Here is a 22,843-nt window from a genome sequence, read left to right on the forward strand (position 1 = left end):
GGCAATCCCCCAGGTGGACGGCGGATGGCTTCCGTTCGTCGGGCCTTCACCCAGTGCCGCGACGGTAGTGGTCGTCGGGATCCGACGGGGCGCGTGCCCCGCGAACAAGGAGAGTCGTGGCCGCTGTGGGTTCCGCAGGCGCTCGGTGGGTGCGGACGGCGGCAGCATCCCTCGCCGTAGGGCTGGGAACCTTCGGCGTCCTGCTCGCCGGCACGGTCGCGGCGGCGCCGAAGGCGGTCGCCGCAGACGCCGACTCCTCCTCGGTCACGGTGACCGCCGCCCAGCAGGACCCGGACGCCGCAGACGCACCGTTCCCGAACCTGTCGGTCACCGTCTCTCAGACCAAGGACCTGGTGAACCAGGGCGTCCGGCTGACGTACTCGGGCGGCAAGCGGTCGATCTACAAGAACGACAACGTCGAGGGCGCCAACTTCCTCCAGGTGATGCAGTGCTGGGGAGACCTCAAGGACGCCTCGGGGAACGCAATCCTTGACGCGCAAGGCCAGCCGCAACCGGACCGCACGACGTGCCAGTACGGGTCGCTCGACATCGGCCAGGGTCAGACGCGCAGCCGGGTGTTTGCGTGGGACGGGAACGCGGTTCCCACGGACGTCGCCGCCGCGGACCTGCCGTACGTGCATGCCGGCACCGGTCCCTTCGACCCGCCAGAGGTGTCGGTCCCGTTCCGGAGCGCCACCGGCAAGACAGTCGCCCGGATCGTCGACGGGAAGATCGACCCTTCCGTCGAGCTGGTCAGCAACGAGTTCTTCGGCCCGTACACCACGAACGAGGTGCCGTGGGCAGGCTTTGGTGCGGACGGCACGGGCACCGTGACCTTCGAGATGCAGACCGCGATGCAGGCTCCCGGCCTCGGGTGCGGGAACCCGCAGACCGCCTCCGGCGGAACGGTCACGGGTCAGCCGTGCTGGCTGGTCGTCGTGCCCCGTGGCGACCACGACGCCAACTCGATCATCACGTCCCAGTCGGGTCTGCTGTGGCCGTACTGGCAGCACAAGGTCGCCGTGCGGCTCGGCTTCCAGCCGGTCGGCGCACGGTGCGCGCTCGGCGCCGCGGAGCGTCAGGTGTCCGGCAGCGAGCTGGTGGCGGCCGCGATCCACTCGTGGCAGCCGGTGGTGTGCAACCAGGCCGGCGGGTCGATCTACAACGTCGTGATCACGGGTGAGAGCGACGCCGCCGCGCGGGCCAACGGCACCGGAGTCGCACCGCTCGCTCTGATCAGCCGGCCGTTCGACGCCGCCGCGTACGGCACTGAGGACCATCTGACGTACGCGCCGATCGCCGTCACCGGCCTCACTGTGGCCTTTGCAGTCGACCATTTCGCCTCCGCCGACCCGACTGATCCGGCTCCGGACCACGTCAAGGCGCTCGAGCAGCTGCCCTTCACCCAGATGAACCTGACGCCACGGCTGCTGGCGAAGCTGCTGACCAACTCGTACCGGGGTTCCATCCCGAACACGGCCGTCGTGAACGACGTGCTCGCGCACAACCCGTGGAACATCACGCAGGACGAGGACTTCCTCGAGATCAACCCGGCCTGGCGGCACCAGGCGTTGCAGAACGTCGCGGCGATGGCGGACGTCTTCGTCCCGCTGGGCAGCTCGGACAGCGCCTGGGCCGTGTGGGCGTACATCATGGCCGACGCGGACGCGCGGCACTTCCTCGCCGGCGACGCCGACCCGTGGGGTACGAAGGTCAACCCCTGGGCGACGACCGACGCTGACACCAACGCGACCGTCAACCCGCCCGGCGTCGCGAACGAGTACCCGATCAACCGCTTCCCCAAGCCGGACCCGTCGACCGGGTACCTCAACGCCGCCTACCCCGCGAGCCTCGTCGACGCGATCGCCTGGCGGCCCTATTCGACGAGCTTCGACCAGAGCGCGTACTGGGTGCTGCGCGGCGACAACCGGGTCACCGGGTGGAGCACGGGGCAGGCGAGTGGCGGCGTTCCTGGGTTCACGACGGAGGCTCGCAGGAGTCCCGGAGTCCAGCAGGTGATGGGGCTGACCGACACGGCCTCGGCGGCGACCTATCAGGTCTACACCGCCGCCCTGCGCAACCCGGCCGGGTCCTTCGTCACCCCGACCACGGCATCGATGACCGCGGCCGCGGAAGCGATGTCGGCGAACTCGACGCAGCCCCAGGTCGTGGCGTTCGACACGACGAGCGACAAGGCCAAGGCGTCGACCGACGCGTACCCGCTGACGCTGCCCGTGTACGCCGCGACCAACCCCGCCGGCGGCGACGCCGGGTCGAGGGCGGCGGCTGTCGCCCTCATCCGGTACGCCGCCGGGAGCGGCCAGACGCCGGGAACGAGCCTCGGCGAGCTGCCACCCGGCTACGCGCCGGTCCCGGACGCCTGGCGGGCGCAGGCGCGTGCGGCCGCCGACGCGATCGCGGCGAACCAGGCCCCGGCGCCGACGACCGGAACCGACCCGGTCCCGCCGTTCCAGCCGGGCGACACCTCGGTGCCGTCCTCGGGGCTGCCCGGCTCGAGCGTTCCCCCGAACGCAGCACCCACGGCGGGTGCCGGCGCAGGAGCACCGACCCCGACTCCGAGCGCGAGCGGCCCGCCTGCTCCGGCGGTCGGCGCGGCGATCGCGTCGGACTCCTCGGCCGGCGCCCTCGGTGCGGCCCTCCCGGTCAGCGCAGCAGGCGGCCTGCTCGCGGCGCTCGCCGTCCCCTTCGTGGCGCGCCCCAGGCGACTGCCATGACTCAGATCTCCCCTCCCCAGGAAGTACCAGGCAACACACCACGGAAGGAACGTTCATGAATATCCGAAAGCTCGGATCGATCGGCGTCATGGCCGGCCTGCTGGCCGGAGGCGTCGTCGTCGTCGCCACCCCGGCCTCGGCCGACCCGGTGACCGGCGGATACGCTGCCGTCGGCTCCGACACGCTGCAGGACTCGATGAACGCGCTCGTCAACGGCTCGAGCATCACCGGGGCCGGTGTCCGCGTGTCTGCCAACGGTGTCTTCATCGGCAGCTTCGACGCCTTCGGCTCGCCGCTCATCCGGACCAAGAACGCCGGTGGGTACTTCACCCGTCCCGGGGGTTCGGGCGCAGGCGTCAACGCGCTGCGTGCGTCGGCCGGTCACTACACCCTGAATGGTCAGACCCTCAACGACCAGGTGGACATCGCGCGGTCGTCGGGCGGCCCGGGCGCCAACGCCAACGCCAACGGCGTGCTCGTCTACGTGCCGTACGCCCGTGACGCGGTGTCGTACGCCTACCGCGTGCCCGCCTCCGACACCGCCTGCGCGGCGTCGCTGGCCGTCCTGACCAAGGCGGAGCTCACCGCGCTCTACTCCGCTTCCGCCCCCAACACGACCCTGTGCCCGGGCACCCCGATCACCCCGCGCCTGCCGCAGATCAACTCCGGTACGCGCTCGTTCTTCACCGGCGCCATCGGCGTGAGCAACACCAGCCCGGGTACGGCCGTCCCCGCCGGCGACAACGTCGCATCCGGTCCCCAGGAGAACACCGGCGGCCAGATCGCCGACTACCAGATCATCCCGTTCTCGGGTGCGAGCTGGATCGCGCAGTCGAACAACGCGGCGCCCAACACGATCGCCGGCGACACGAACCTCAAGCTCGGTGCGGTCGATGGCGTCGCCACGTACACGGGCACCGGTACCTCCCTGGTTCCGAACCAGCCCGCCTACGACAGCACGACGTTCGGCCGCGACACCTACCTGGTGGTCGAGTACGCCCGCGTCAACCCGGCCTCCCCGACGTACGACGCCAACCTGGCCAAGCTCGTCGACTCCACCCAGGGCCTGAGCAGCCTCGTCAGCTTCAACGCCCCGCCGAACCAGCCGGGCGCCGTCAAGGCGAAGTTCGGCTTCCGGCCGCCGAGCACCACGGCGACCCAGCGTGCCTTCGCAACGCTCTGACCTCCGTCTGACTCCCGCAAGCCATACGAAAGGAAAGTGACATGAGCAGTGCACGAAACGTTCGCCGCAGGATCGCGGCGGGCACCACGGCTCTCGCCCTGGTCAGCCTCGGTCTCGTCGGCCTCGCCTCGGGCGCGAACGCTGTCGACAGCGTCCCGCCCACCCCGAAGTTCGGTGGGACGTTCTATCTCGCGGACGGGAACACGTTCGCCGACCTGACCCAGGGGAGCTCGGCAATCCAGTGGGGCCAGGGGACGTCCGCGTTCCCGGCTGCGGGTGACTCGACGAACCCGGTCGGCTCCGTGCCCGCGGGCGCGCAGCTGGTCTACCAGTTCATCTCCCCCCAGGGCCAGGAGGCGAACATCAGCGCCTGGAACGCCTACACCTCGACCCCGCTCATCACCGGCGGTCAGTACCTCGAGAACACGTTCCCGCTCGGCATCGCCCAGCCGGGCGCCGGGAGCCCGTCCGGCCAGGCCGCGGTGGCCGCGGCCGGTGGCGACTACTCGCTCGGTTGGGCCTACACGGACTCCGGGAAGCTCAACGTCGTCAACGGCGGTCTGTTCTACGTGCACATCCACGTGACGGCGGGCACCACTAGCACCGCGACGTACACCTACCAGACGGTCCAGCAGACGGTGGTGACCACGCCGACCACGACGACGATCACCGCGGCTCCGACCACGGTCGCGTCGGGCACGCCCTTCAACCTGACGGCCACGGTCGCCCCGGTCGGCGCCACCGGCACCGTCCAGTTCAAGAACGGAGCGACGCCGCTCGGCTCGCCGGTGACGGTCACCGGCGGCACGGCCACGCTCACGGGCACCACGCTCGCGAACGCGACCGCCTCGCCGATCAACGCGTCGATCACCGCCGTCTACTCGGGTGACACGTCGTTCGCCACGTCGACGTCGGCGGCCTCGACCATCTCGGTCACGCCCGGCCCGATCGTCACCACCACGACGGTCACGGCGACGTCCGCCTCCGGCAACGAGAACCGTCCGGTCGCGCTGACGGCGAACGTGTCGCCGGTGGCCGCCGCCGGCGCGGGCTCGGTCGTGTTCACCGGTTCCCTCGACGGGGCCCCGGCCACGACGATCGCCGGCCCGATCCCGGTCAACGCGTCGGGGGTCGCCTCGGCCAACATCAGCACGCTCGGTGCCGGCGCCTGGGTCATCAACGCCGCGTTCACGGGCGTCGCTCCGTACGTGAGCTCGGCGTCGACCACCGCGGCGAACCTCAGCCTCACCGCTGTCACCGTTCCGACGGACCAGCGCGAGGACCCGCAGGACGTCACCGTCACGATCCCGGCGGGCACGCTGACGATCACGACGCCCTGGACCTCCGCCGACCCGCTCGACCTCGGCACGGCGATCCTGGACGACGCGACGTCGACGTACTACACGGACCCGGCGGTCTTCGGCTCGGCGACGGACCAGGCCCAGGCCATCCAGGTCATCGACCGCCGCTCGGGCGCCCCGGGCTTCACCGCCCAGGTCAAGTCGACGCCCTTCACGTCGGGCGCGAACGCGTTCGACGCGTCGCACCTCGGCCTGGTCAACCTGGCCAAGCACCAGGTGACCTCGAACACCCTGCAGGCGGGGGACGTCACGCTGACCAACATCCCCGCCAACACCCCCGGTCTGTCGGGGTCGTCGCAGACGTTCGCCACCTACGGCGCCGGTCACGCGACGGGCACCGCGTGGATCTCGGGTGACGTCGAGCTGAAGGGCATCCCGAGCTCGGTGCAGCCCGGCCTCTACCGGGCCACGCTCACCTTCACGGTGATGTGATCGGCCGATCCGCATCCGCACGACGTCCCACCGCCCGCCGGTAGGACGAGCACCACCCGGAGGGGTGGGGGCCACCGGCCCCTGCCCCTCCGGCAGTTCCCCCGAAGTTCACCGGCCGTGCGGTGACGACGAGCCCACCTGCGGACGAACATGACCGGGTGTTCGTCCACCGCACCCGGACGGCCGCTCGTGCGGCGTGCGTCCCGGCCCTCGTGCTCGCGCTCGCCGCGGGCATCCTTCTGCCGACCGCCGCCGCGGCGGCGTCGGTGCCACGTGCCGCGGCACCCGGCGCTGCGGTCGGCTCTCTCCCGGCCGCGGACCCAGGCGGGGGTTCGGACGGCACACGTCTCACGTTCGGCATCACGACGGCATCCGGAGGTGCTCCCGACGCGCGCGGATTCATCGCCGTCGACGCGCCGCCCGGATCGACGCTGTTCGACGGCGTCGGCGTGGTCAACATCTCCGACGCCCCTCTCGACGTCGACCTGTATACCGCTGACGTGACGAACGCCGCCGACGGTGGCCTCGACGTCGGGCGGCGCGACGACCCGAAGAGCCTCGCGGGCGCGTGGGTGACGCTGCACGACTCGAGCGTCCACGTGCCGGCGCAGGGTTCGAAAGGCCCCGGCGTGGTCTTGGTGCCGGTCACGATCAACGTCCCGAAGGACGCGGAGCCCGGCGACCACCTCGCGGCGGTGCTCTCGTCGGTGACGACGACCGGTGCTGCGGGAGCCAACACCCCGGCGGTCGACCTGGAGCAGCGGGTGGGCGTGCGCGTCTACGTGCGCGTACAGGGCGACATCCGGGCGGGCCTGACCATCACGCAGGTCCACTCCCGCTTCCGTGCCGGCAGCACGTTCGGCGCAGGCACGCTCCAGGTGACGTACACGCTGACCAACAGCGGCAACGTGCGCTTGGGCGCGAACCCCGGTGTGCGGGCGAGCGGGATCTTCGGGTTGCAGCCCCGGTCCGCCAAGGGCGAGGCCATCGACGAGCTGTTGCCTCACTCGAGCGTGACGCAGACCGTCACGCTGGACCACGTCGTGCCGCTCCTGCTCGAGAACGTCGTCGTGTCCGCGGACGCGGTGGCGGCCCGAGGGGCCGACGACCCGGCGATCGGGACGGTCCGTGCGTCCACGTGGTCGTGGGCGTGGTCGTGGCTCGTCGTCGCACTGCTCGTGCTCGTCGCCGCGGTGGTGACGACCGTGGTCGTCCGGCGGCGTCGTAACCGGCCGGGTGTCTGGGGTCCGCCGGAGAGCCCGTGGGACGACTCGCGGCCCGGCTCACCCCCGGGCGGAGGCGGCGCTCCGACCGTCGCGGAGCCGGAGCGGGTCTCGTGACCGGATCGACGACGCGACGCTGGGCCAGGATCGTGGCGACGGCGTTCCTGATGGTCCTAGCCGGGCTCGCGGGCGTGGGGACCGCCTCCGCGGACGCCTCCGCCGACCCGTCCTTCGGCGGCACCCTCTATCTCGCGGACGCCAACACCCTCGCGGACATCCCGGTGGGTGCGAGCCTGGGGTGGAACCAGCCGGTCTCGGCCTTGCCCGCGCCCGGTGACCAGACGGACCGTCTCACGGCCCCGTCGGGCGCGGAGTCGGTCGTGACGTTCGTCAGCCCCGTGGGGCACGAGTCCGACCCCACGTCCTGGAACGCGACCGCCCCGTGGGAGCTCACCCCGCCCGGCCAGTGGCTGGTCGACGTCACGCCGTACCACCTCGTCACGGTGGGCACCGGTACCCCGCCGGGCACCGGTGCGACGGCCGCCGTGAGCGGTGACTACTCACTCGGCGTCGCCTACCTGGCGGCCGGCGGGCACGTGGCCGACGGTGGGCTCTACTTCATCCACATCCATCTCACGGGCGATGCCGACCCGGAGAAGGCGACGTACACATGGGCGCCGGTGGATGGCAGCGCCGCCCCGGCCGGGGGTGGCGCTCGAGTGCTGCCGGCCGTCGTGCTCTGGTCGGTGGCCGGAGTCGTCGTGTTCCTGGCGGCGGTCGGTGTCGTGGTCCTGCTGCGACGTCGACGCGCCGGCTCCGACCGACCTGCCTCCGGTGCGGTCGGTCTGGGTCATGAAGGATCCGACGGCTCCGGCGGCGACGAAGGGACGAAGAGCGCTACGACGGCGGCCCGGGGTCGGCAATGAGGCGCGGAGTACGCGGTCCTCGGACGGGCAGCGCGATCCTGCTCGGCTGGTTGGTGCTCACCGCGCTCGCGGCCCCGGCGGGTGCAGCCGTGGCACCGGACCCGACGAGCAGTGCCTCTCTCGCGCCGACGCCGGCCGCCTCGGCCGCCGTGCCGCTGCCGTCGGCGTCGGCGACGGCCCCTGCGCTGCGACAGGTGGACGCCGGCGGCGTGCTCTACGTCAGCGGCCTGCGGACGGTCTACCACTCGTCGCCCGACCCGTTGGGCGGCACCCTGCACGTCGAGCTCGTCGTCCGCAACGCCTACTCGAAGGTCGTCGACGCGTCGGCATCGTTCGGCGCGCGCAACCTGCTGGGCATGGACCTGGGCGGTGACTCGTCGGTCGCGGTCAGGGGGATCGAGCCCGGCGAGGTTCGCGTGATCGCCGTCGACGTCCGGGGTGTCGGACAGTGGGGCGTCTTCCACGTCGACGCCACGCTCACGCCGCCGACCGAGGTCGGCGGCGTGAAGCTCTCGCCCCTCGAGCGGGACCGCTGGGTGCTGGCGCCGCCACTGCACCTCGTGGCGCTCGTGGCGATCGTCGGGGTGGTCGCCTGGTTCCTCGGGCACTATCGCCTCGTTCGCGGAGCCGCGGCGGCGCGACCGGCGCCGGACCGAGGCGTGCAGACCCCGGTGGTGGCGCGTTGACCGTCGCCCCGACCCGCGCGTTCGACGACACCCTCGAGCTCGATGCCATCTGGGCGCCGCCTCCGTCCGATCCGCCGCGGCGTCCGCGCCGGCCCCGTTGGCGGTGGGTACCCCGTCGACGCGTCGGTCCCGTCAGCCCCGGCCAGAGGCTCGGCGCGCAGATCGCGCGGTTGCTGGCGCTCGTCCTGCTGTCGCTGGCCGCTTATGTAGTCGTCGTCGGCAACCTCGAGCACCTGATCGCGCAGGACCGCCTGCACCAGCAGTTCACGCAGCAGCTGGCTGAGGGGACCGCACCGGTGAGCGAGGGCAGGTTCGACGACGTGCTGCTGAGCGACGGCGCCCCGGTGGCGCAGCTGACCATCCCGCAGATCGGGGTCGACGAGACGGTCGTCGAGGGCACCGACTCGTCGAACCTGGCGCTCGGACCCGGCCATCGGCGCGACACGTCGCTCCCGGGCCAGGCCGGTGTCAGCGTCATCATGGGCCGGCACAGCACGTTCGGTGGGCCGTTCCGTCATATCGAGGAGCTCGGCCCCGGGGACCGCTTCACCGCCGTCACGGGCCAGGGCGAGCAGACGTTCGAGGTGATCGGCGTCTTCTACGGCGGCGACGCCGGTCCGGCGTCGGCCAAGGCGGGCGAGAGCCGGCTATTGCTGGAGACAGCGCGCGGACCGGCCTTCTTCCCGACGAGCATCGTGCGGGTCTATGCGCAGCTCATCTCGGAGCCGCAGCCGCGGGGCGCTCGCGACACGACGTTCCGGACGCTGCCGGCGACGGACAAGGAGATGGCGGGCGACACCTCCCGGGCGTGGGCACTCGTGTTCGCCCTCCAGCTCGCGATCGTCGTGGCGGCCGGGGCCGTGTGGACGCATCGCCGCATCGGCGCGCGTCAGGCGTGGGCCGTCTTCGTGCCCCTCGGCCTGCTGGCCTTCTTCCTCGTCGCGGACCAGTCCGTCCGCATGCTGCCCAACCTCATGTGACCCAGGAGCCCGGACCGATGAGACCGATCGCACCATCCGACGACGTGACGCAGGTGATCTCCCCGGTCCCCCTGACGGACCGGGGCCCGGCCGCGCCCACGCCACTGTCACCGGCGTCCGGCGCTGTCTCCGTGATCGCCCCGTCGACGGAGGTGCCTCGATCGTCGGCGCCGTTGTCCTCGCTCGACGCGCGGAACATCTCGGCCTGGTTCGGCGACCACCAGGTTCTGGACCGGGTCTCGCTGACCATGCCGGGCGGTGTCATCACGTCCCTCATCGGGCCGTCCGGCTGCGGGAAGTCGACCTTCCTGCGCATCCTGAACCGGATGCACGAGCTGGTCCCCAGCGCGAGCCTGGCCGGCGAGGTGCTGCTCGACGGCCAGGACATGTACGACGTCGGCCGTCGGCTGACCGATGCCCGCCGGCAGGTCGGCATGGTGTTCCAGAAGCCCAACCCGTTCCCCGCCATGTCGATCTACGACAACGTCGTGGCCGGCCTGCGGCTGACGGGCCGACGGGTGTCGCAGCAGCAGAAGGACTGGCTCGTCGAGAGCTCGCTGACCAAGGCGGGGCTCTGGAACGAGGTGCGCGACCGTCTCTCGGCTCCCGGTGGCGGGCTCTCCGGCGGTCAGCAGCAGCGGCTGTGCATCGCGCGCTCGCTGGCGGTGCAGCCGCGCGTGCTGCTCATGGACGAGCCGTGCTCGGCGCTCGACCCGACGTCGACCCGCGTGATCGAGGAGACGATGCTCGAGCTCGCGCGCGAGGTGACGATCGTCATCGTCACGCACAACATGCAGCAGGCGCTGCGGGTGTCGCAGCAGTGCGCGTTCTTCCTCGCCGAGGCCCGCACGCCGGGCGTCATCGTGGAGCACGGTGACACCGAGGCGATGTTCGGGGCGCCCCAGGACCCACGCACGGCGGCCTATGTGAAGGGTCAGTTCGGCTGACGGGTCGTCGGTCTTCGTCTCGGCAGGAATCCTCCTGATCGCCACCCGACGTGCCGATATCCATGGCATACGGGTGATGCGCCGCCGCCGATGTCCCGTTCGTCCCAAAGCACAACCGTGTGACTCGTGGGACTGGTGTGACAGGTGTTCACTTCTGAGGTTTCGCCCGGTAGCGTCCCCGAGGGTGGCCACCTGGTCACGCTCGAGGAACTGAGGGTGGCCGACGGCCGTCCGGCTGGAGGAACGTGAGCCCGCGCGCCGCATCTCGGTACCGACTTCCGTCGGTCGTCGCGACGGTCGCGCTCGTCGGGACCCTGCTCGTCGGCGCCGCCTCGGACGTCGTCGCGGCCCCCCCGCAGCCCACGCCTCCGTCGGCACAGGACGTCCAGGACGCCAAGGGTGCGGTCGCCGCGGCGTCCCAGTCGGTCGCCGGCATGGAGGTCCGCCTCGCCCAGCTGAGCGCGATCACGGACGCGGCGAACCTCAAGGTCCAGCAGGCCGGCGAGGCCTACACGCAGGCCGTCGCCGACGCCGACGCGGCCGCGCAAGCCTCCGCCGACGCCAAGACGGCGTCGAGCACCGCCGCGGCCACCGCCGAGACCGCCCGCCGGCAGCTGGTCGCGATCGCCCGGGAGATCGCGCGGTCCGGCGGTTCGACCGACCTGCTCCAGTCCCTGCTGTCCGCCGACGGCTTCCAGGACGTCGCGGCACGCAGCTCCGCACTCGACCGGATCAGCGGCAAGACCGACGAGGCCGTCCAGAAGTACCGGGCCGCCCTGCTCATCTCGACGATGCTCGCGCACCGCGCCGACACCGCCGCCGCGAAGGCTGCGTCCGCCAAGGCCGACGCGGCCGGCGCCCTGACCACGGCGCAGCAGGCGCAGTCCGATGCCGTCAAGGCCCAGGCGTCCGCCGCCGCCGAGCGCGACACCCTGTTCGCCCAGCTGGCCGCCGCCCGGCAGACCAGCGCCGATGTCGAGCGCGCCCGCCAGGACTTCCTCGACCAGCAGCGACGTGACCGCGAGGACGCGGCCGCCCGGGCGGCCGCCCTGAAGCCACCTCCGGCCCCGCCCGTCGTCGCGCCGCCTGCGAAGACCGTGGCCGTCACGACGCCGCCGGCCACCACGACCACGCCGCCCAAGACGACCACGCCGCCGGCGACCACCACGCCGCCGGCGACCACCACGCCTCCGGCGACCACCACGCCACCGGCCACGACGGCGCCGCCCGCGACCACCGCCCCGCCCGCCAGCAAGTACGGCCTCGGTACGGGGACCTCTCGCGGCTCCGCCGGTGCCGGCGCGGCAGCCCTGGCCTGGGCGGAGACGAAGATCGGCTTCCCGTACGTGTGGGCGGCGGCCGGGCCGGACGCCTACGACTGCTCCGGGCTCACCATGAGCGCCTGGCGCGCGGCCGGCGGCGTCAGCCTCAACCGCACCTCGCGCGACCAGTACAAGCAGGTGCTCAAGATCAGCTACGACGACCTGCGCCCCGGCGACCTGGTCTTCTGGTCCACCGACCCCAACGACCCGGACGCGATCTATCACGTCGCCATGTGGGCGGGGAACGGCCAGATCATGGAGGCCCCGCAGCCGTTGAGCCCGCTGCGCGTCACCAAGATGCGCTGGTCAGGCACCATGCCCTACGCGGGCCGCCCGTAACTTCCGCGCTCGGTCGTCGTCCGGCCGCGCGAGGCCCACACGTGCGAACGTCCGCACCTCTGGGGCGGAGGGGCCCCGGGTGCGGACGTCGCGGCGCTGTCAGTGGTTGTAGTAGTTGGTGTCGATCGCGCGCTGGCGGCTGAGCTCGATCTCCGCCTCGGCCTCGGCCTTGCCGGTCCAGTGGGCGCCCTCGACGGACTTGCCGGGCTCCAGGTCCTTGTACACCTCGAAGAAGTGCTGGATCTCGAGGCGGTGAAAGTCGGAGACGTCGTCGATGTCCTGGCGCCACGCGGCGCGCTGGTCACCGGTCGGGACGCACAGGACCTTGTCGTCGCCGCCCGCCTCGTCGCGCATGCGGAACATGCCCAGGGCGCGGCAGCGGATGAGGCAGCCCGGGAACGTCGGCTCTTCCAGCAGCACCAGGGCGTCCAACGGGTCGCCGTCCTCGCCGAGGGTGCCCTCGATGAAGCCGTAGTCGTCGGGATAGCGGGTCGAGGTGAACAGCATCCTGTCGAGCCGGATACGCCCCGTCGCGTGGTCCACCTCGTACTTGTTGCGCTGACCCTTCGGGATCTCGATCGTGACGTCGAACTCCACAGCACTCTCCTTCGCCCCGCGTCCGCGCCCGGGGGTTCCGGGACCGGCGGTCGCAGCGACACTCGTCGTGCGGCGCGCCGGGTGTCAGGGGCGCCTTCGTCTCGGACAGTAGTCTGACGCACCGAACGGCTGGTAACGAGTGGGGCGAGGTGACGATGACCACAGCGGGGCGCGTGGTGGGTACGAGCCTGCTCGTCGTGGTCCTCACGGTGGGCGCGTACGCCACCGCGGACGCCTACGACGTGGTCCCCGGCCTGGTCACGCTGGCCCCGGAGCCCGCGCAGCCCGCACCGTTCCCGACCGCTCCCGGGGCCGTCGAGCCGGCGGCCCTGACGCCCGCGCTCGCCGATCTCGACCCTCAGGTGCCCGTGCCGGGCAACGCCCAGGTGCAGGCGCTCGTCGACAAGCTCGTCGCCGACCCCCGCATGGGTGCGAGCGTCGGCATCCTCGTGCAGGACCAGCTCACGGGGGACACGCTCGCGAGTCATCTTCCCGACGAGGGCCGCACTCCGGCGTCGACGGCCAAGCTGGTGACCGCGATCGCCAGCCTGAGCACGCTCAGCCCCGACATGACCCTGCCGACCACGGTGGTCAAGGGCGACGGGAACCGGATCGTGCTGGTGGGAGGCGGCGACATGATGCTCGCGGCCGGCGCGGGCGACCCCTCCGCGACCGAGGGGCACGCGGGCCTGGCGGACCTCGCCGCGCAGGTCGCGAAGGCCCTGCAGCTCGCGGGCGCGACGACGGTCGAGCTGGGCGTCGACGACAGCCTGTTCACCGGCCCCACCCTGAGCCCGAACTGGGCGACCTCGGACATCGCCGCGGGATTCGTCGCCCCCGTCACCGCGCTCGCCGTCGACACCGCCAAGATCAAGGCGGGCGAGTACCCGCCGCGCTACGCGGACCCGTCGATCGCCGCGGCCAAGACGTTTGCGGCGCGCCTGGCCGAGCACGGCATCACCGTGACCGGGGCGCCGTTCCGCGCCGACAAGCCGTCGAACGGGCGCGAGATCGGCAAGGTCGAGTCGGCGACGCTGGACAAGATCGTGCACCACTTCCTCGACACCTCCGACAACACGATCACGGAGGTCGTTTCCCGGCTGGTCGCCCTCAAGGAGGGGCTGCCGGCCAGCTTCGACGGCGCGTCGGCGGCGGTGCTGCACGCGGTCGACGTCGCGGGCGTCCCCACCACGGGTGCGCACCTGGTCGACGCGTCCGGTCTCGGCGCGGGCTCGTACCTGCCGCCCAGCCTGCTCACCGGGCTGGTCCGGCTGTCCACCGACCCCGCGCACCCCACCCTGCGCGACGTCGCGACCGGCATGCCGATCGCGGGCCTGACCGGCACCCTGTCCGACCGCTTCACGCAGTCGGACGCGCGCGGCATGGTGCGCGCCAAGACCGGCAGCCTCCCGCACGTCACCGCGCTGTCGGGCACGGTTCTCGACGCCGAGCAGCGGCAGCTCGTCTTCGCGGTCCTGGCGGACGCGACCCCCGACGGCGGTCAGTGGAACCCGCGCGCCGCGATCGACCAGTTCGTGAGCACGCTGGCGGCCTGCGGCTGCCGCTGAGCCGCGACCGACCTGTCGGGCTGCGCGTGCCGCGCACGTCGTCTCAACCCTCGTTGCGCCGACGGCCGAACTCGGGGGCCGACCGCGGGACCGGCGGTTACCGTGACGGTGTGGAGCCCTCTGCGAACGACCAGAACGATCTCGTCGACTGGCGGCGCGCCGCGGCGATCGCCGGGCGGCTGGCGATGCCGGGCCCGACGGCCGAGCGCGGCCAGCTGGAGAGCCTCGTCGACGAGCTGCGGGACGCCGCCGGCCGGGCGGCGGTGCACGTGGCGGAGATCGCCCAGCTCGAGGCGGCCGACGGCACCGACCCGAAGGACGTCTCGAACGTGCTGGTGGTGGACCGGGCGCGCTGGGCCCAGGCGAACGCGCAGATGTTCGGGGTGATGACCGGGGACGTCGAGGTCCCCAGCGGTCGAGGCGCGCGCGCGGCGGGTGCGGCCCAGGTGGGCGGCGTGCTCGCGCTGCTGTCCACCAAGGTGCTCGGCCAGTTCGACCCGTTCACGCCCCAGGGCCGGCACGTCGGCCGCCTGCTGCTCGTCGCGCCCAACGTCCTGCACCACGAGCGCAAGCTCAAGGTCGACGCGTCGGACTTCCGGCTGTGGGTGGCGTTGCACGAGCAGACGCACGCGATGCAGTTCGCGGCCGCGCCGTGGCTCGCGGAGCACGTGCGCTCGCGGGCCGCGGAGCTGCTCAACGACCTGACCGGTGAGGGTGCCCGGCCGGACCTGGTGGGATCGGTCACGCGGGCGCTCGGCGACGACGGCGGCGGGATCCTCGACGCCCTCTCGCCGCGGCAGCGGACCGTGTTCGAGGAGGTCGGCGCGGTCATGTCCCTGCTGGAGGGCCATGCCGACGTGACCATGGACGAGGTCGGACCGTCGGTCGTGCCGACCGTCCGGCGGATCCGCACCGCGTTCGACGCCCGCCGCGACCAGGCGTCGAAGGGCAAGGGACTCGACCAGGTGCTGCGCCGGGTGCTCGGCCTGGACGCCAAGCTGGCCCAGTACCGCGACGGGGCGAAGTTCGTCCGGGAGGTGCGGCGGTCGGTCGGGACGACGGGGTTCAACGCGGTGTTCGCCTCCGCCCAGAACCTGCCTCTCCCGCCGGAGATCGCGGACCCGCGCGCCTGGGTCCGCCGGGTCCACGGGTGACCGGTCCAGCGCCCGCCGTCGCGGCGGTGCGGGCGGCGGTCGCGGCCGCGCTGGGAGACGTCGGCCCCGGGGAGCTCGTGCTCGTCGCGTGCTCGGGCGGCGCCGACTCGCTCGCGCTCGCGGCGGGTGCGGCGTTCGTCGGGAGGAAGACCGGCTGGCGGGTCGGCGCGATGGTGGTGGACCACGGGCTGCAGCCTGGTTCCGACGAGGTCGCGGCGACGGCCGCGACCGCGTGCGTGGCCCTCGGCCTGGACCCGGTCGACGTCGTGCGCGTGGACCCGACAGGCCCCGGCGGGCCGGAGGCGTCGGCCCGTGCGGCCCGGTACGCGGCCCTGGACGTCCCGGAGGCGGCCGCGGTCCTGCTCGGGCACACCCTGGACGACCAGGCCGAGACGGTCCTGCTGGGTCTCGCGCGCGGCTCGGGCGCCCGGGCGCTCGCGGGCATGCCGGCGACGCGCGGGCGGTTCCGCCGACCCCTGCTCGGCCTGCGGCGCGCCGACACCGAGGCGGCCTGCGCGGCTCAGGGGCTGACTGCCTGGCAGGACCCGACCAACGACGGCTCGCGTCCGGACGCGCCGCTGCGCAGCCGCGTGCGGACGGAGGTGCTGCCCACGCTCGACCGCGTGCTCGGTCCGGGGGTCGCCCAGGCCCTGGCCCGGACCGCGGCCCAGCTGCGCGAGGACGCCGACGCGCTCGACGGACTGGCCGGCGAGCTGTTGGCTGAGCTCCGGACGCACGCCGCCGGTCTGGACGTCGACGCCCTGGCGAACGCTCCGGACGCGATCCGTCGCCGCGCCCTGCGCACGGCGATGATCGAGGCGGGCAGCCCGGCGGGTGCGCTCAGCCGGGCGCACGTGCTCGCGGTCGACGCGCTCGTCACCGACTGGCACGGGCAGGGCCCGGTCGCCCTCCCGGGCGGGGTCGCCGCGCGCCGGGCGTATGGCAGGCTTGCACTCGGCCCGGCGGACAGCGGCGTACAGCCGTCCTGATATTCGAGGAGCAACTGCGGTGGACCCGGCGGACATGGGTGACGACCTCGAGCGGGTGCTCCTCACCGAGGAGCAGCTGCACGGTCGTCTCGACGAGATCGCGGCGCAGGTCGACGCCGACTACGCGGGAAAGCCGCTCCTGCTGGTGGGCGTGCTCAAGGGTGCCGTGATGGTCATGGCGGACCTCGCGCGGCGGCTGCACACCCCGGTCCAGATGGACTGGATGGCGGTGTCGTCCTACGGCTCGGGCACCAAGTCCTCGGGTGTGGTCCGCATCCTCAAGGACCTCGACGCGGACCTCACGGGCCGCCACGTCCTGATCGTCGAGGACATCATCGACTCCGGCCTGACGCTGTCGTGGCTGCTGTCCAACCTGCGCTCCCGTGGCCCGGCCACGGTCGAGGTGGCGACGATGCTGCGCAAGCCCGACGCGGCCAAGGTCGACGTCGGCGTCCGCTACGTCGGGTTCGACATCCCGAACGAGTTCGTCGTCGGATACGGCCTCGACTACGCCGAGAAGTACCGCAACCTGCCGTTCGTGGGCACGCTGGCCCCACGGGTGTACGGGGCCTGAGCAGCCGCGGGACGCGCGTTCGTCCGAGTGCGCCCTCGGTGAACACGGTCGGGAGTCGCCAGGTTCATCGGGTAACTTCGAGCAACCAGACCCGCGAGCGGAGGATGAGGGGCCCGGCCCCGATCACCCATGAACGTCAAGCGTCTTTCTCGTAGCCTCATCCTGTGGATCGCCCTCGCGCTGGTCGTGGCGGCCTTCGGCTTCAGCTCGCTCAACTCGCCCAAGGTCAGCAGCATCGACACGTCGGACGGCATGGCCCTCATCGCGGCGGGCAAGGTCGACCAGGCCAAGATCACCGAGGGCGTGCAGAGGGTCAACCTCACGCTGGCCGAGGACTTCACCAAGGACAGCAAGAACTACGGCAAGCTCGTGCAGTTCAACTACGTCGTCCCGCAGGGCGAGTCGGTGGTGAACGCGATCGCCGAGGCGAACCCGAAGGACGGCTACACCTCGGACGTCCCGCAGAGCCCGTGGTGGCTGAGCGTCCTGACGTTCCTGGTCCCGCTGATCATCATCATCGGTCTGTTCTTCTTCCTCAGCTCGCAGATGCAGGGCGGCGGCTCGCGGGTGATGAGCTTCGGCAAGTCGCGCGCCAAGCTGGTCAGCAAGGAGTCCCCGCAGGTCACGTTCGGTGACGTCGCGGGTGTCGACGAGGCCGTCGAGGAGCTGCAGGAGATCAAGGAGTTCCTGGCCGAGCCCGCCAAGTTCCAGGCGGTCGGCGCCAAGATCCCCAAGGGCGTGCTCCTGTACGGGCCCCCCGGAACCGGCAAGACCCTGCTCGCGCGTGCCGTCGCCGGCGAGGCCGGGGTGCCGTTCTACGCCATCTCCGGCTCGGACTTCGTCGAGATGTTCGTCGGCGTCGGCGCCAGCCGCGTGCGCGACCTGTTCAACCAGGCCAAGGAGAACGCCCCCGCGATCATCTTCATCGACGAGATCGACGCGGTCGGGCGGCACCGTGGTGCCGGCATGGGCGGCGGTCACGACGAGCGCGAGCAGACGCTCAACCAGATGCTCGTCGAGATGGACGGGTTCGACGCCAACGCGAACGTCATCCTCATCGCGGCTACCAACCGCCCCGACATCCTCGACCCGGCGCTGCTGCGGCCGGGCCGGTTCGACCGCCAGGTCGCCGTGGACCCGCCCGACCTCAAGGGCCGCGAGCGCATCCTCCACGTGCACTCGCAGGGCAAGCCGATGGCCCCCCACGTCGACCTCAACGTCGTCGCGCGCCGCACGCCGGGCTTCACCGGTGCGGACCTGGCCAACGTGCTCAACGAGGCCGCCCTGCTGACGGCGCGCACCGGTCAGCAGATCATCACGGACCGCACGCTGGACGAGGCGATCGACCGGGTCATCGCCGGGCCGCAGAAGCGCACCCGGGTGATGAACCCCAAGGAGATCAAGATCACCGCGTACCACGAGGGCGGCCACGCCCTGGTGGCGACGGCGCTGCGGTACACGGACCCCGTCACCAAGGTGACGATCCTGCCGCGCGGCCGCGCGCTCGGGTACACGATGGTCATGCCGACCGAGGACAAGTACTCGACCACCCGCAACGAGCTGCTGGACACCCTGGCCTACGCGATGGGCGGGCGCGTCGCCGAGGAGCTCGTCTTCCACGACCCGACCACCGGTGCCAGCAACGACATCGAGAAGGCGTCGTCCACGGCCCGCAAGATGGTCACGCAGTTCGGCATGAGCGCGCGGCTCGGCGCGATCCAGCTGGGCCAGGCGTCCGGCGAGGTCTTCATGGGCCGCGACATGGGCCACCAGCGCGACTACTCGGAGGACGTCGCCGCGTCCATCGACCTCGAGGTGCGCGCCCTGATCGAGCGGGCGCACGACGAGGCCTGGGAGATCCTGGTCGAGTACCGCGACGTGCTGGACGCCCTGGTGCTCGAGCTGCTCGACAAGGAGACGCTCAACCAGGAGCAGCTGGCCAAGATCTTCGAGCCGATCACCAAGCGCCCCCCGCGTCAGATCTGGCTGTCCAGCGACCAGCGCGCGGTCTCCGACCGGCCGCCGGTGATGACGCCCGCCGAGATCGCCGGCCGCAACGGCAAGCCGATCATCCCCGAGGACGAGGCGGCCGAGGCGTTCGGGTTCCCGGGCCAGCGGATCATCGAGGTCCCGCCCGGGCACACGCCCGACTCGAGCAGCTGACCGTGGGCGACATCGGGCCGGCCACCACCCACCGGGGCACCGCGGTCGGGGAGTACGACGAGGCGCGCGTCGAGTCCGCGATCCGCGAGCTGCTGATCGCGGTGGGCGAGGACCCCGACCGCGAGGGTCTGCGCGAGACGCCGGCGCGGGTGGCGCGGTCGTACAAGGAGATCTTCGCCGGGCTGTTCCAGGAGCCCGCGGACGTGCTGACGACGACGTTCGACCTCGGTCACGAGGAGATGGTGCTGGTCAAGGACATCGAGGTGTACTCCACCTGTGAGCACCACCTCGTGCCGTTCCACGGCGTCGCGCACGTCGGCTACATCCCCGGCGTGGACGGTCGGATCACCGGCCTGAGCAAGCTCGCCCGGCTGGTCGAGGTGTTCGCGCGCCGCCCGCAGGTGCAGGAGCGCCTCACCGCGCAGATCGCGGACGCGATGGTGGCCGAGCTCCAGCCTCGCGGCGTGCTGGTGGTCGTCGAGTGCGAGCACCTGTGCATGTCGATGCGCGGCGTGCGCAAGCCGGGCTCGCGCACCGTGACGTCCGCCGTCCGCGGGCAGATGCGCGACGTCGCGACGCGGGCCGAGGCCATGAGCCTCGTGCTCGGCCGCTGACGCCGCCCTCGAACGTCATGTCCGCCGCCGCCCCTAGGCTCGGCAGCGTGATCGGGATCCCGGACGCCGAACGAACCCTGGTCATGGGCGTCGTGAACGTCACGCCCGACTCGTTCTCCGACGGTGGCCGCTGGTTCACCCCGACGGCCGCCGTGGCGCACGGGCTGGAGCTGGTGGCGCAGGGCGCCGACCTGCTCGACGTCGGCGGCGAGTCCACCCGTCCCGGCGCGCGCCGGGTGCCGGTGCAGGACGAGCTGGACCGCGTGCTCCCGGTGATCGAGGGGCTCGTCGCGCGGGGTGCGGTCGTGAGCGTCGACACCACTCGTGCCGTCGTCGCGCGCCAGGCCGTCGCGCGCGGGGCCCGGTTGGTCAACGACGTGTCCGGCGGGCTGGCCGACGACGCCATGTACGCCGTGGTCGCCGAGACCGGCGCCGCCTACGTCGCGATGCACTGGCGGGGGCACGCCGACGTGATGGACGACCTCGACGACTATGACGACGTGGTCACCGACGTCCGGCGCGAGCTGGCCGAGCGGGTGGCGGCGCTGCGTGCCGCCGGCGTGCGCGACGAGCAGATCATCCTCGACCCCGGTCTCGGGTTCGCCAAGGCCGGCGCGAGCAACTGGCCGCTGCTGGCCCGGCTGCCGGAGCTGCTGGCCGACGGGTTCCCGGTGCTGGTCGGTGCGAGCCGCAAGCGCTTCCTCGGGCACCTGCTCGCGGGCGCCGACGGAGAGCCCGCGCCACCGCTCGCCCGCGACGGGGCTACCGCCGCGGTCTCCGCGCTGGCCGCCGCCGCGGGGGCTTGGTGCGTGCGGGTGCACGAGGTGGCAGGCTCTGCCGATGCGGTCCGGGTGGCCGCTGCCTGGCGGGCCGGGGACCCACAGATCGGTCGGGACGCCCGGCTCGAGCGCGAGGATCGCCCGATCCGTCGGGCCGAGGGGGACGGCGAGGACGAGCTCGCAGTCGACGAGGACGCACGAACCGGAGGGAGCACGCGGTGACCACCGACGAGCAGTGGGAGGGCGGCGGCGTCCTGGACGGCAGCGGCCGTCTGCTGGACCAGATCCGGCTCCTCGGCATCACTGCCACCGGGTATCACGGCGTGTTCGACTTCGAGCGCCGCGCGGGCCAGACGTTCGTCGCGGACGTCGTCGTGCACCTGGACACCCGCCGCGCCGCCGCCAGCGACGACCTCACCCGCACGCTCCACTACGGCGAGCTCGCCGAGCAGGTGGCCGCCGTGCTCTCCGGCGAGCCCGTGGACCTGATCGAGACCGTGGCCGAGCGCATCGCCGCCACGGTGCTGGCCCAGGCGGTCGTGCAGGCGGTGGACGTCAGCGTGCACAAGCCGCAGGCGCCCATCGAGGTGCCGTTCGGGGACGTGGTGATCCGCATCCGCCGGGATCGCGCCAAGCTGCCGGCCGCCGAGCCGTACCTGCCGCGTGCCCAGTCCGACGGCTCGGCCGCCGCGCGCCCCACGCCGACGCCGACCGCGTCGTTCCCGGTGACCCCGGCGCCCGGTGCGCCGCTGGTGGCGGGGCTCGTCGCCGCCGAACCCGTCGAGGCGGCCCCGGTCGTCGTCGCGCCGGTCGCTGCGCCGCCGGTCGCTGCGCCTCCGGTCGTCGTCCCGCCGGTCGTCGCGCCTCCGGTCGTCGCTCCGGTCGCGACCGCGGTCGTTCCACCGACCGTGCCCTGGTCGGAGATCGTGCCGCCCCTCGGGTCGGAGCCGTGGACCGCTTCCGACGACCCCGACGGCACGGCTGCCGTTCCCGTGCCCGTCGCGTTCACGCCGACCGGGCTGACGCCGGAGCCTGCACCCGCACCGACCGTCGAGGCGGCGCACGAGACCCACGCCGGCGGTTCGCCGCGGGCGTCCGACGTACCGACCGGCGACGTCCCGGCGTTCGGCGCGGACCTGGTCGAGACCCGGACGGACCTGGTCGTGGGCGAGGTCGTGTCGGACGCGCTGGACGTGCCCCCGTCGACGGTCGTCGACGTGGTGCTGGCCTTGGGCGCGAACCTCGGCGCGGCCCAGGACACACTGCGCGCCGCCGTCGACGCGCTCTCCCACACCACGCGCCTCGAGGTGGTCCAGGTGTCGCCGCTGGCCCGCACGGCCGCCGTCGGCGGGCCCGACCAGCCCGACTACCTGAACGCGGTCGTCCTGGCGCGCACCATGCTGTCGCCGCGCGAGCTGCTGCGCGCGACCCAGGCGATCGAGCAGAACCACGGCCGGGTCCGCCAGGAGCACTGGGGGCCGCGCACGCTGGACATCGACATCATCGTGTTCGGCTCGGTGCTAGCGGTGACCGACGACCTCGAGCTGCCGCACCCGCGGGCGCACGAGCGCGCGTTCGTCCTGGAGCCCTGGGCGCAGCTGGACCCGCAGGCTGTGCTGCCCGGGCTCGGGGGCGGCCCGGTCGCGGCGCTGGCGGCGACGGCGCCCGATCGGGACGGCATCCGTTGGCTGGCGCTCGACTGGCTGACCGCGCAGCCTGCGGCGCCGAGCCAGGACGAGCGCACGTCCGAGGACGGCTCCGAGGCGCCGGGGTCGTGATGCACAGCACCCGCTGGCAGACCCTGCTGCTCACGACGGCGGGCGTCGCGGTCGGCACCTGGATCGTCCTGCGCTCCATGGCCCGGGACGGTGCGCTGCCGCCGAGCGTGCCGTGGCTCGTCGTCGTCGTCGAGCTCGCCATCGCCGCCGTGGTGTTCGTGCTCGGCTGGCACGTCCGGCAGTACCTGCAGGGCAAGCGGCCCAACCTGTCGGCCCTGCGGGCGGCGCGGACCGTCGTCCTCGCCAAGGCGTCCTGCTACACGGGCGCGCTGCTTGCCGGGTGGTACGGCGGGCACGTGCTCGCGCTGCTCTCGGGCACGGACGAGCCGGGCACGGGCGGGCGGGTGCTGTCGGCCGCGATCGCGATGGCCGGGGGCGTCGTGCTCGCGGTCGTCGGGCTCGTCGTCGAGCGCTTCTGCCGCATCCCGCCGCCCGACGCGAGCGCCGACGCGGCGCGGGACCGCCCGGCGCCGGGCGCGAGCACGCCGTGACG

19 protein-coding genes are annotated in these 22,843 nt (G+C 72.7%); 18 read left to right on the top strand and 1 reads right to left on the bottom strand.

The genetic code is table 11. The features are described 5' to 3' along the window. Positions 1–116 precede the first annotated feature (116 nt). From ACPPVS_RS01745 to ACPPVS_RS01785, 9 genes are all read left to right on the top strand, one after another. Positions 117–2,735 (top strand): hypothetical protein, encoded by a 2,619-nt coding sequence (locus ACPPVS_RS01745; RefSeq protein ID WP_426594249.1) that lies wholly within the window; start codon positions 117–119, stop codon positions 2,733–2,735. A gap of 55 nt (positions 2,736–2,790) precedes the next feature. After that, positions 2,791–3,918, top strand: a complete 1,128-nt coding sequence (locus ACPPVS_RS01750) for a substrate-binding domain-containing protein (protein ID WP_426594250.1) — start codon at positions 2,791–2,793, stop codon at positions 3,916–3,918. A gap of 41 nt (positions 3,919–3,959) precedes the next feature. Next, on the top strand, positions 3,960–5,711 hold the full coding sequence (locus tag ACPPVS_RS01755) for an Ig-like domain repeat protein (RefSeq protein ID WP_426594251.1): 1,752 nt from the start codon (positions 3,960–3,962) through the stop codon (positions 5,709–5,711). A 158-nt stretch (positions 5,712–5,869) separates the two neighbouring features. Beyond that, complete coding sequence (locus ACPPVS_RS01760; protein WP_426594252.1) at positions 5,870–7,051, top strand: hypothetical protein; 1,182 nt, start codon at positions 5,870–5,872, stop codon at positions 7,049–7,051. Further along, positions 7,048–7,860: a hypothetical protein gene (locus ACPPVS_RS01765; protein ID WP_426594253.1), complete on the top strand. Its 813-nt coding sequence runs from the start codon at positions 7,048–7,050 to the stop codon at positions 7,858–7,860. The genes ACPPVS_RS01760 and ACPPVS_RS01765 overlap by 4 nt, the downstream gene beginning before the upstream one ends. Next, positions 7,857–8,546: a hypothetical protein gene (locus ACPPVS_RS01770; RefSeq protein ID WP_426594255.1), complete on the top strand. Its 690-nt coding sequence runs from the start codon at positions 7,857–7,859 to the stop codon at positions 8,544–8,546. The genes ACPPVS_RS01765 and ACPPVS_RS01770 overlap by 4 nt, the downstream gene beginning before the upstream one ends. Continuing rightward, positions 8,543–9,526 (top strand): sortase, encoded by a 984-nt coding sequence (locus tag ACPPVS_RS01775; protein ID WP_426594256.1) that lies wholly within the window; start codon positions 8,543–8,545, stop codon positions 9,524–9,526. The genes ACPPVS_RS01770 and ACPPVS_RS01775 overlap by 4 nt, the downstream gene beginning before the upstream one ends. 173 nt (positions 9,527–9,699) lie before the next feature. Then, complete coding sequence (locus ACPPVS_RS01780; RefSeq protein WP_426595853.1) at positions 9,700–10,473, top strand: phosphate ABC transporter ATP-binding protein; 774 nt, start codon at positions 9,700–9,702, stop codon at positions 10,471–10,473. Between the two features lie 245 nt (positions 10,474–10,718). Next, positions 10,719–12,134: an NlpC/P60 family protein gene (locus ACPPVS_RS01785; protein ID WP_426594257.1), complete on the top strand. Its 1,416-nt coding sequence runs from the start codon at positions 10,719–10,721 to the stop codon at positions 12,132–12,134. A 99-nt stretch (positions 12,135–12,233) separates the two neighbouring features. Here the strand turns inward: ACPPVS_RS01785 and ACPPVS_RS01790 are convergent, their stop codons facing one another. Beyond that, complete coding sequence (locus ACPPVS_RS01790) at positions 12,234–12,731, bottom strand: inorganic diphosphatase (RefSeq protein WP_426594258.1); 498 nt, start codon at positions 12,729–12,731, stop codon at positions 12,234–12,236. Between the two features lie 155 nt (positions 12,732–12,886). Here ACPPVS_RS01790 and ACPPVS_RS01795 point away from each other — a divergent pair, with 155 nt between their 5' ends. From ACPPVS_RS01795 to ACPPVS_RS01835, 9 genes are all read left to right on the top strand, one after another. Then, positions 12,887–14,299, top strand: a complete 1,413-nt coding sequence (locus ACPPVS_RS01795) for a D-alanyl-D-alanine carboxypeptidase/D-alanyl-D-alanine-endopeptidase (RefSeq protein WP_426594259.1) — start codon at positions 12,887–12,889, stop codon at positions 14,297–14,299. Positions 14,300–14,409: 110 nt separating this feature from the next. Continuing rightward, positions 14,410–15,453 carry a zinc-dependent metalloprotease gene (locus ACPPVS_RS01800; RefSeq protein ID WP_426594260.1) on the top strand — a complete coding sequence of 348 codons (1,044 nt, stop codon included), beginning with the start codon at positions 14,410–14,412 and terminating at the stop codon, positions 15,451–15,453. Continuing rightward, complete coding sequence (gene tilS, locus ACPPVS_RS01805) at positions 15,450–16,442, top strand: tRNA lysidine(34) synthetase TilS (RefSeq protein WP_426594261.1); 993 nt, start codon at positions 15,450–15,452, stop codon at positions 16,440–16,442. The genes ACPPVS_RS01800 and tilS overlap by 4 nt, the downstream gene beginning before the upstream one ends. Before the next feature lie 19 nt (positions 16,443–16,461). Then, on the top strand, positions 16,462–17,016 hold the full coding sequence (gene hpt / locus ACPPVS_RS01810; RefSeq protein WP_426594262.1) for a hypoxanthine phosphoribosyltransferase: 555 nt from the start codon (positions 16,462–16,464) through the stop codon (positions 17,014–17,016). A gap of 129 nt (positions 17,017–17,145) precedes the next feature. Beyond that, on the top strand, positions 17,146–19,179 hold the full coding sequence (gene ftsH / locus ACPPVS_RS01815) for an ATP-dependent zinc metalloprotease FtsH (RefSeq protein ID WP_426594263.1): 2,034 nt from the start codon (positions 17,146–17,148) through the stop codon (positions 19,177–19,179). Next, positions 19,176–19,793: a GTP cyclohydrolase I FolE gene (gene folE / locus ACPPVS_RS01820; protein WP_426595854.1), complete on the top strand. Its 618-nt coding sequence runs from the start codon at positions 19,176–19,178 to the stop codon at positions 19,791–19,793. The genes ftsH and folE overlap by 4 nt, the downstream gene beginning before the upstream one ends. 17 nt (positions 19,794–19,810) lie before the next feature. Beyond that, positions 19,811–20,794, top strand: coding sequence for a dihydropteroate synthase (gene folP / locus ACPPVS_RS01825; RefSeq protein WP_426594264.1), 984 nt, complete (start codon positions 19,811–19,813; stop codon positions 20,792–20,794). Then, a complete protein-coding gene (folK, locus tag ACPPVS_RS01830) occupies positions 20,791–22,350 on the top strand; it encodes a 2-amino-4-hydroxy-6-hydroxymethyldihydropteridine diphosphokinase (protein WP_426594265.1) in 1,560 nt (519 codons plus the stop codon). Before folP ends, folK begins: the two co-directional genes overlap by 4 nt. Then, on the top strand, positions 22,350–22,841 hold the full coding sequence (locus ACPPVS_RS01835) for a DUF3180 domain-containing protein (RefSeq protein ID WP_426594266.1): 492 nt from the start codon (positions 22,350–22,352) through the stop codon (positions 22,839–22,841). Before folK ends, ACPPVS_RS01835 begins: the two co-directional genes overlap by 1 nt. The last annotated feature ends 2 nt before the right edge of the window (positions 22,842–22,843 follow it).

The organism is Cellulomonas sp. McL0617, from assembly GCF_049994875.1.
GTDB lineage: Bacteria > Actinomycetota > Actinomycetes > Actinomycetales > Cellulomonadaceae > Cellulomonas.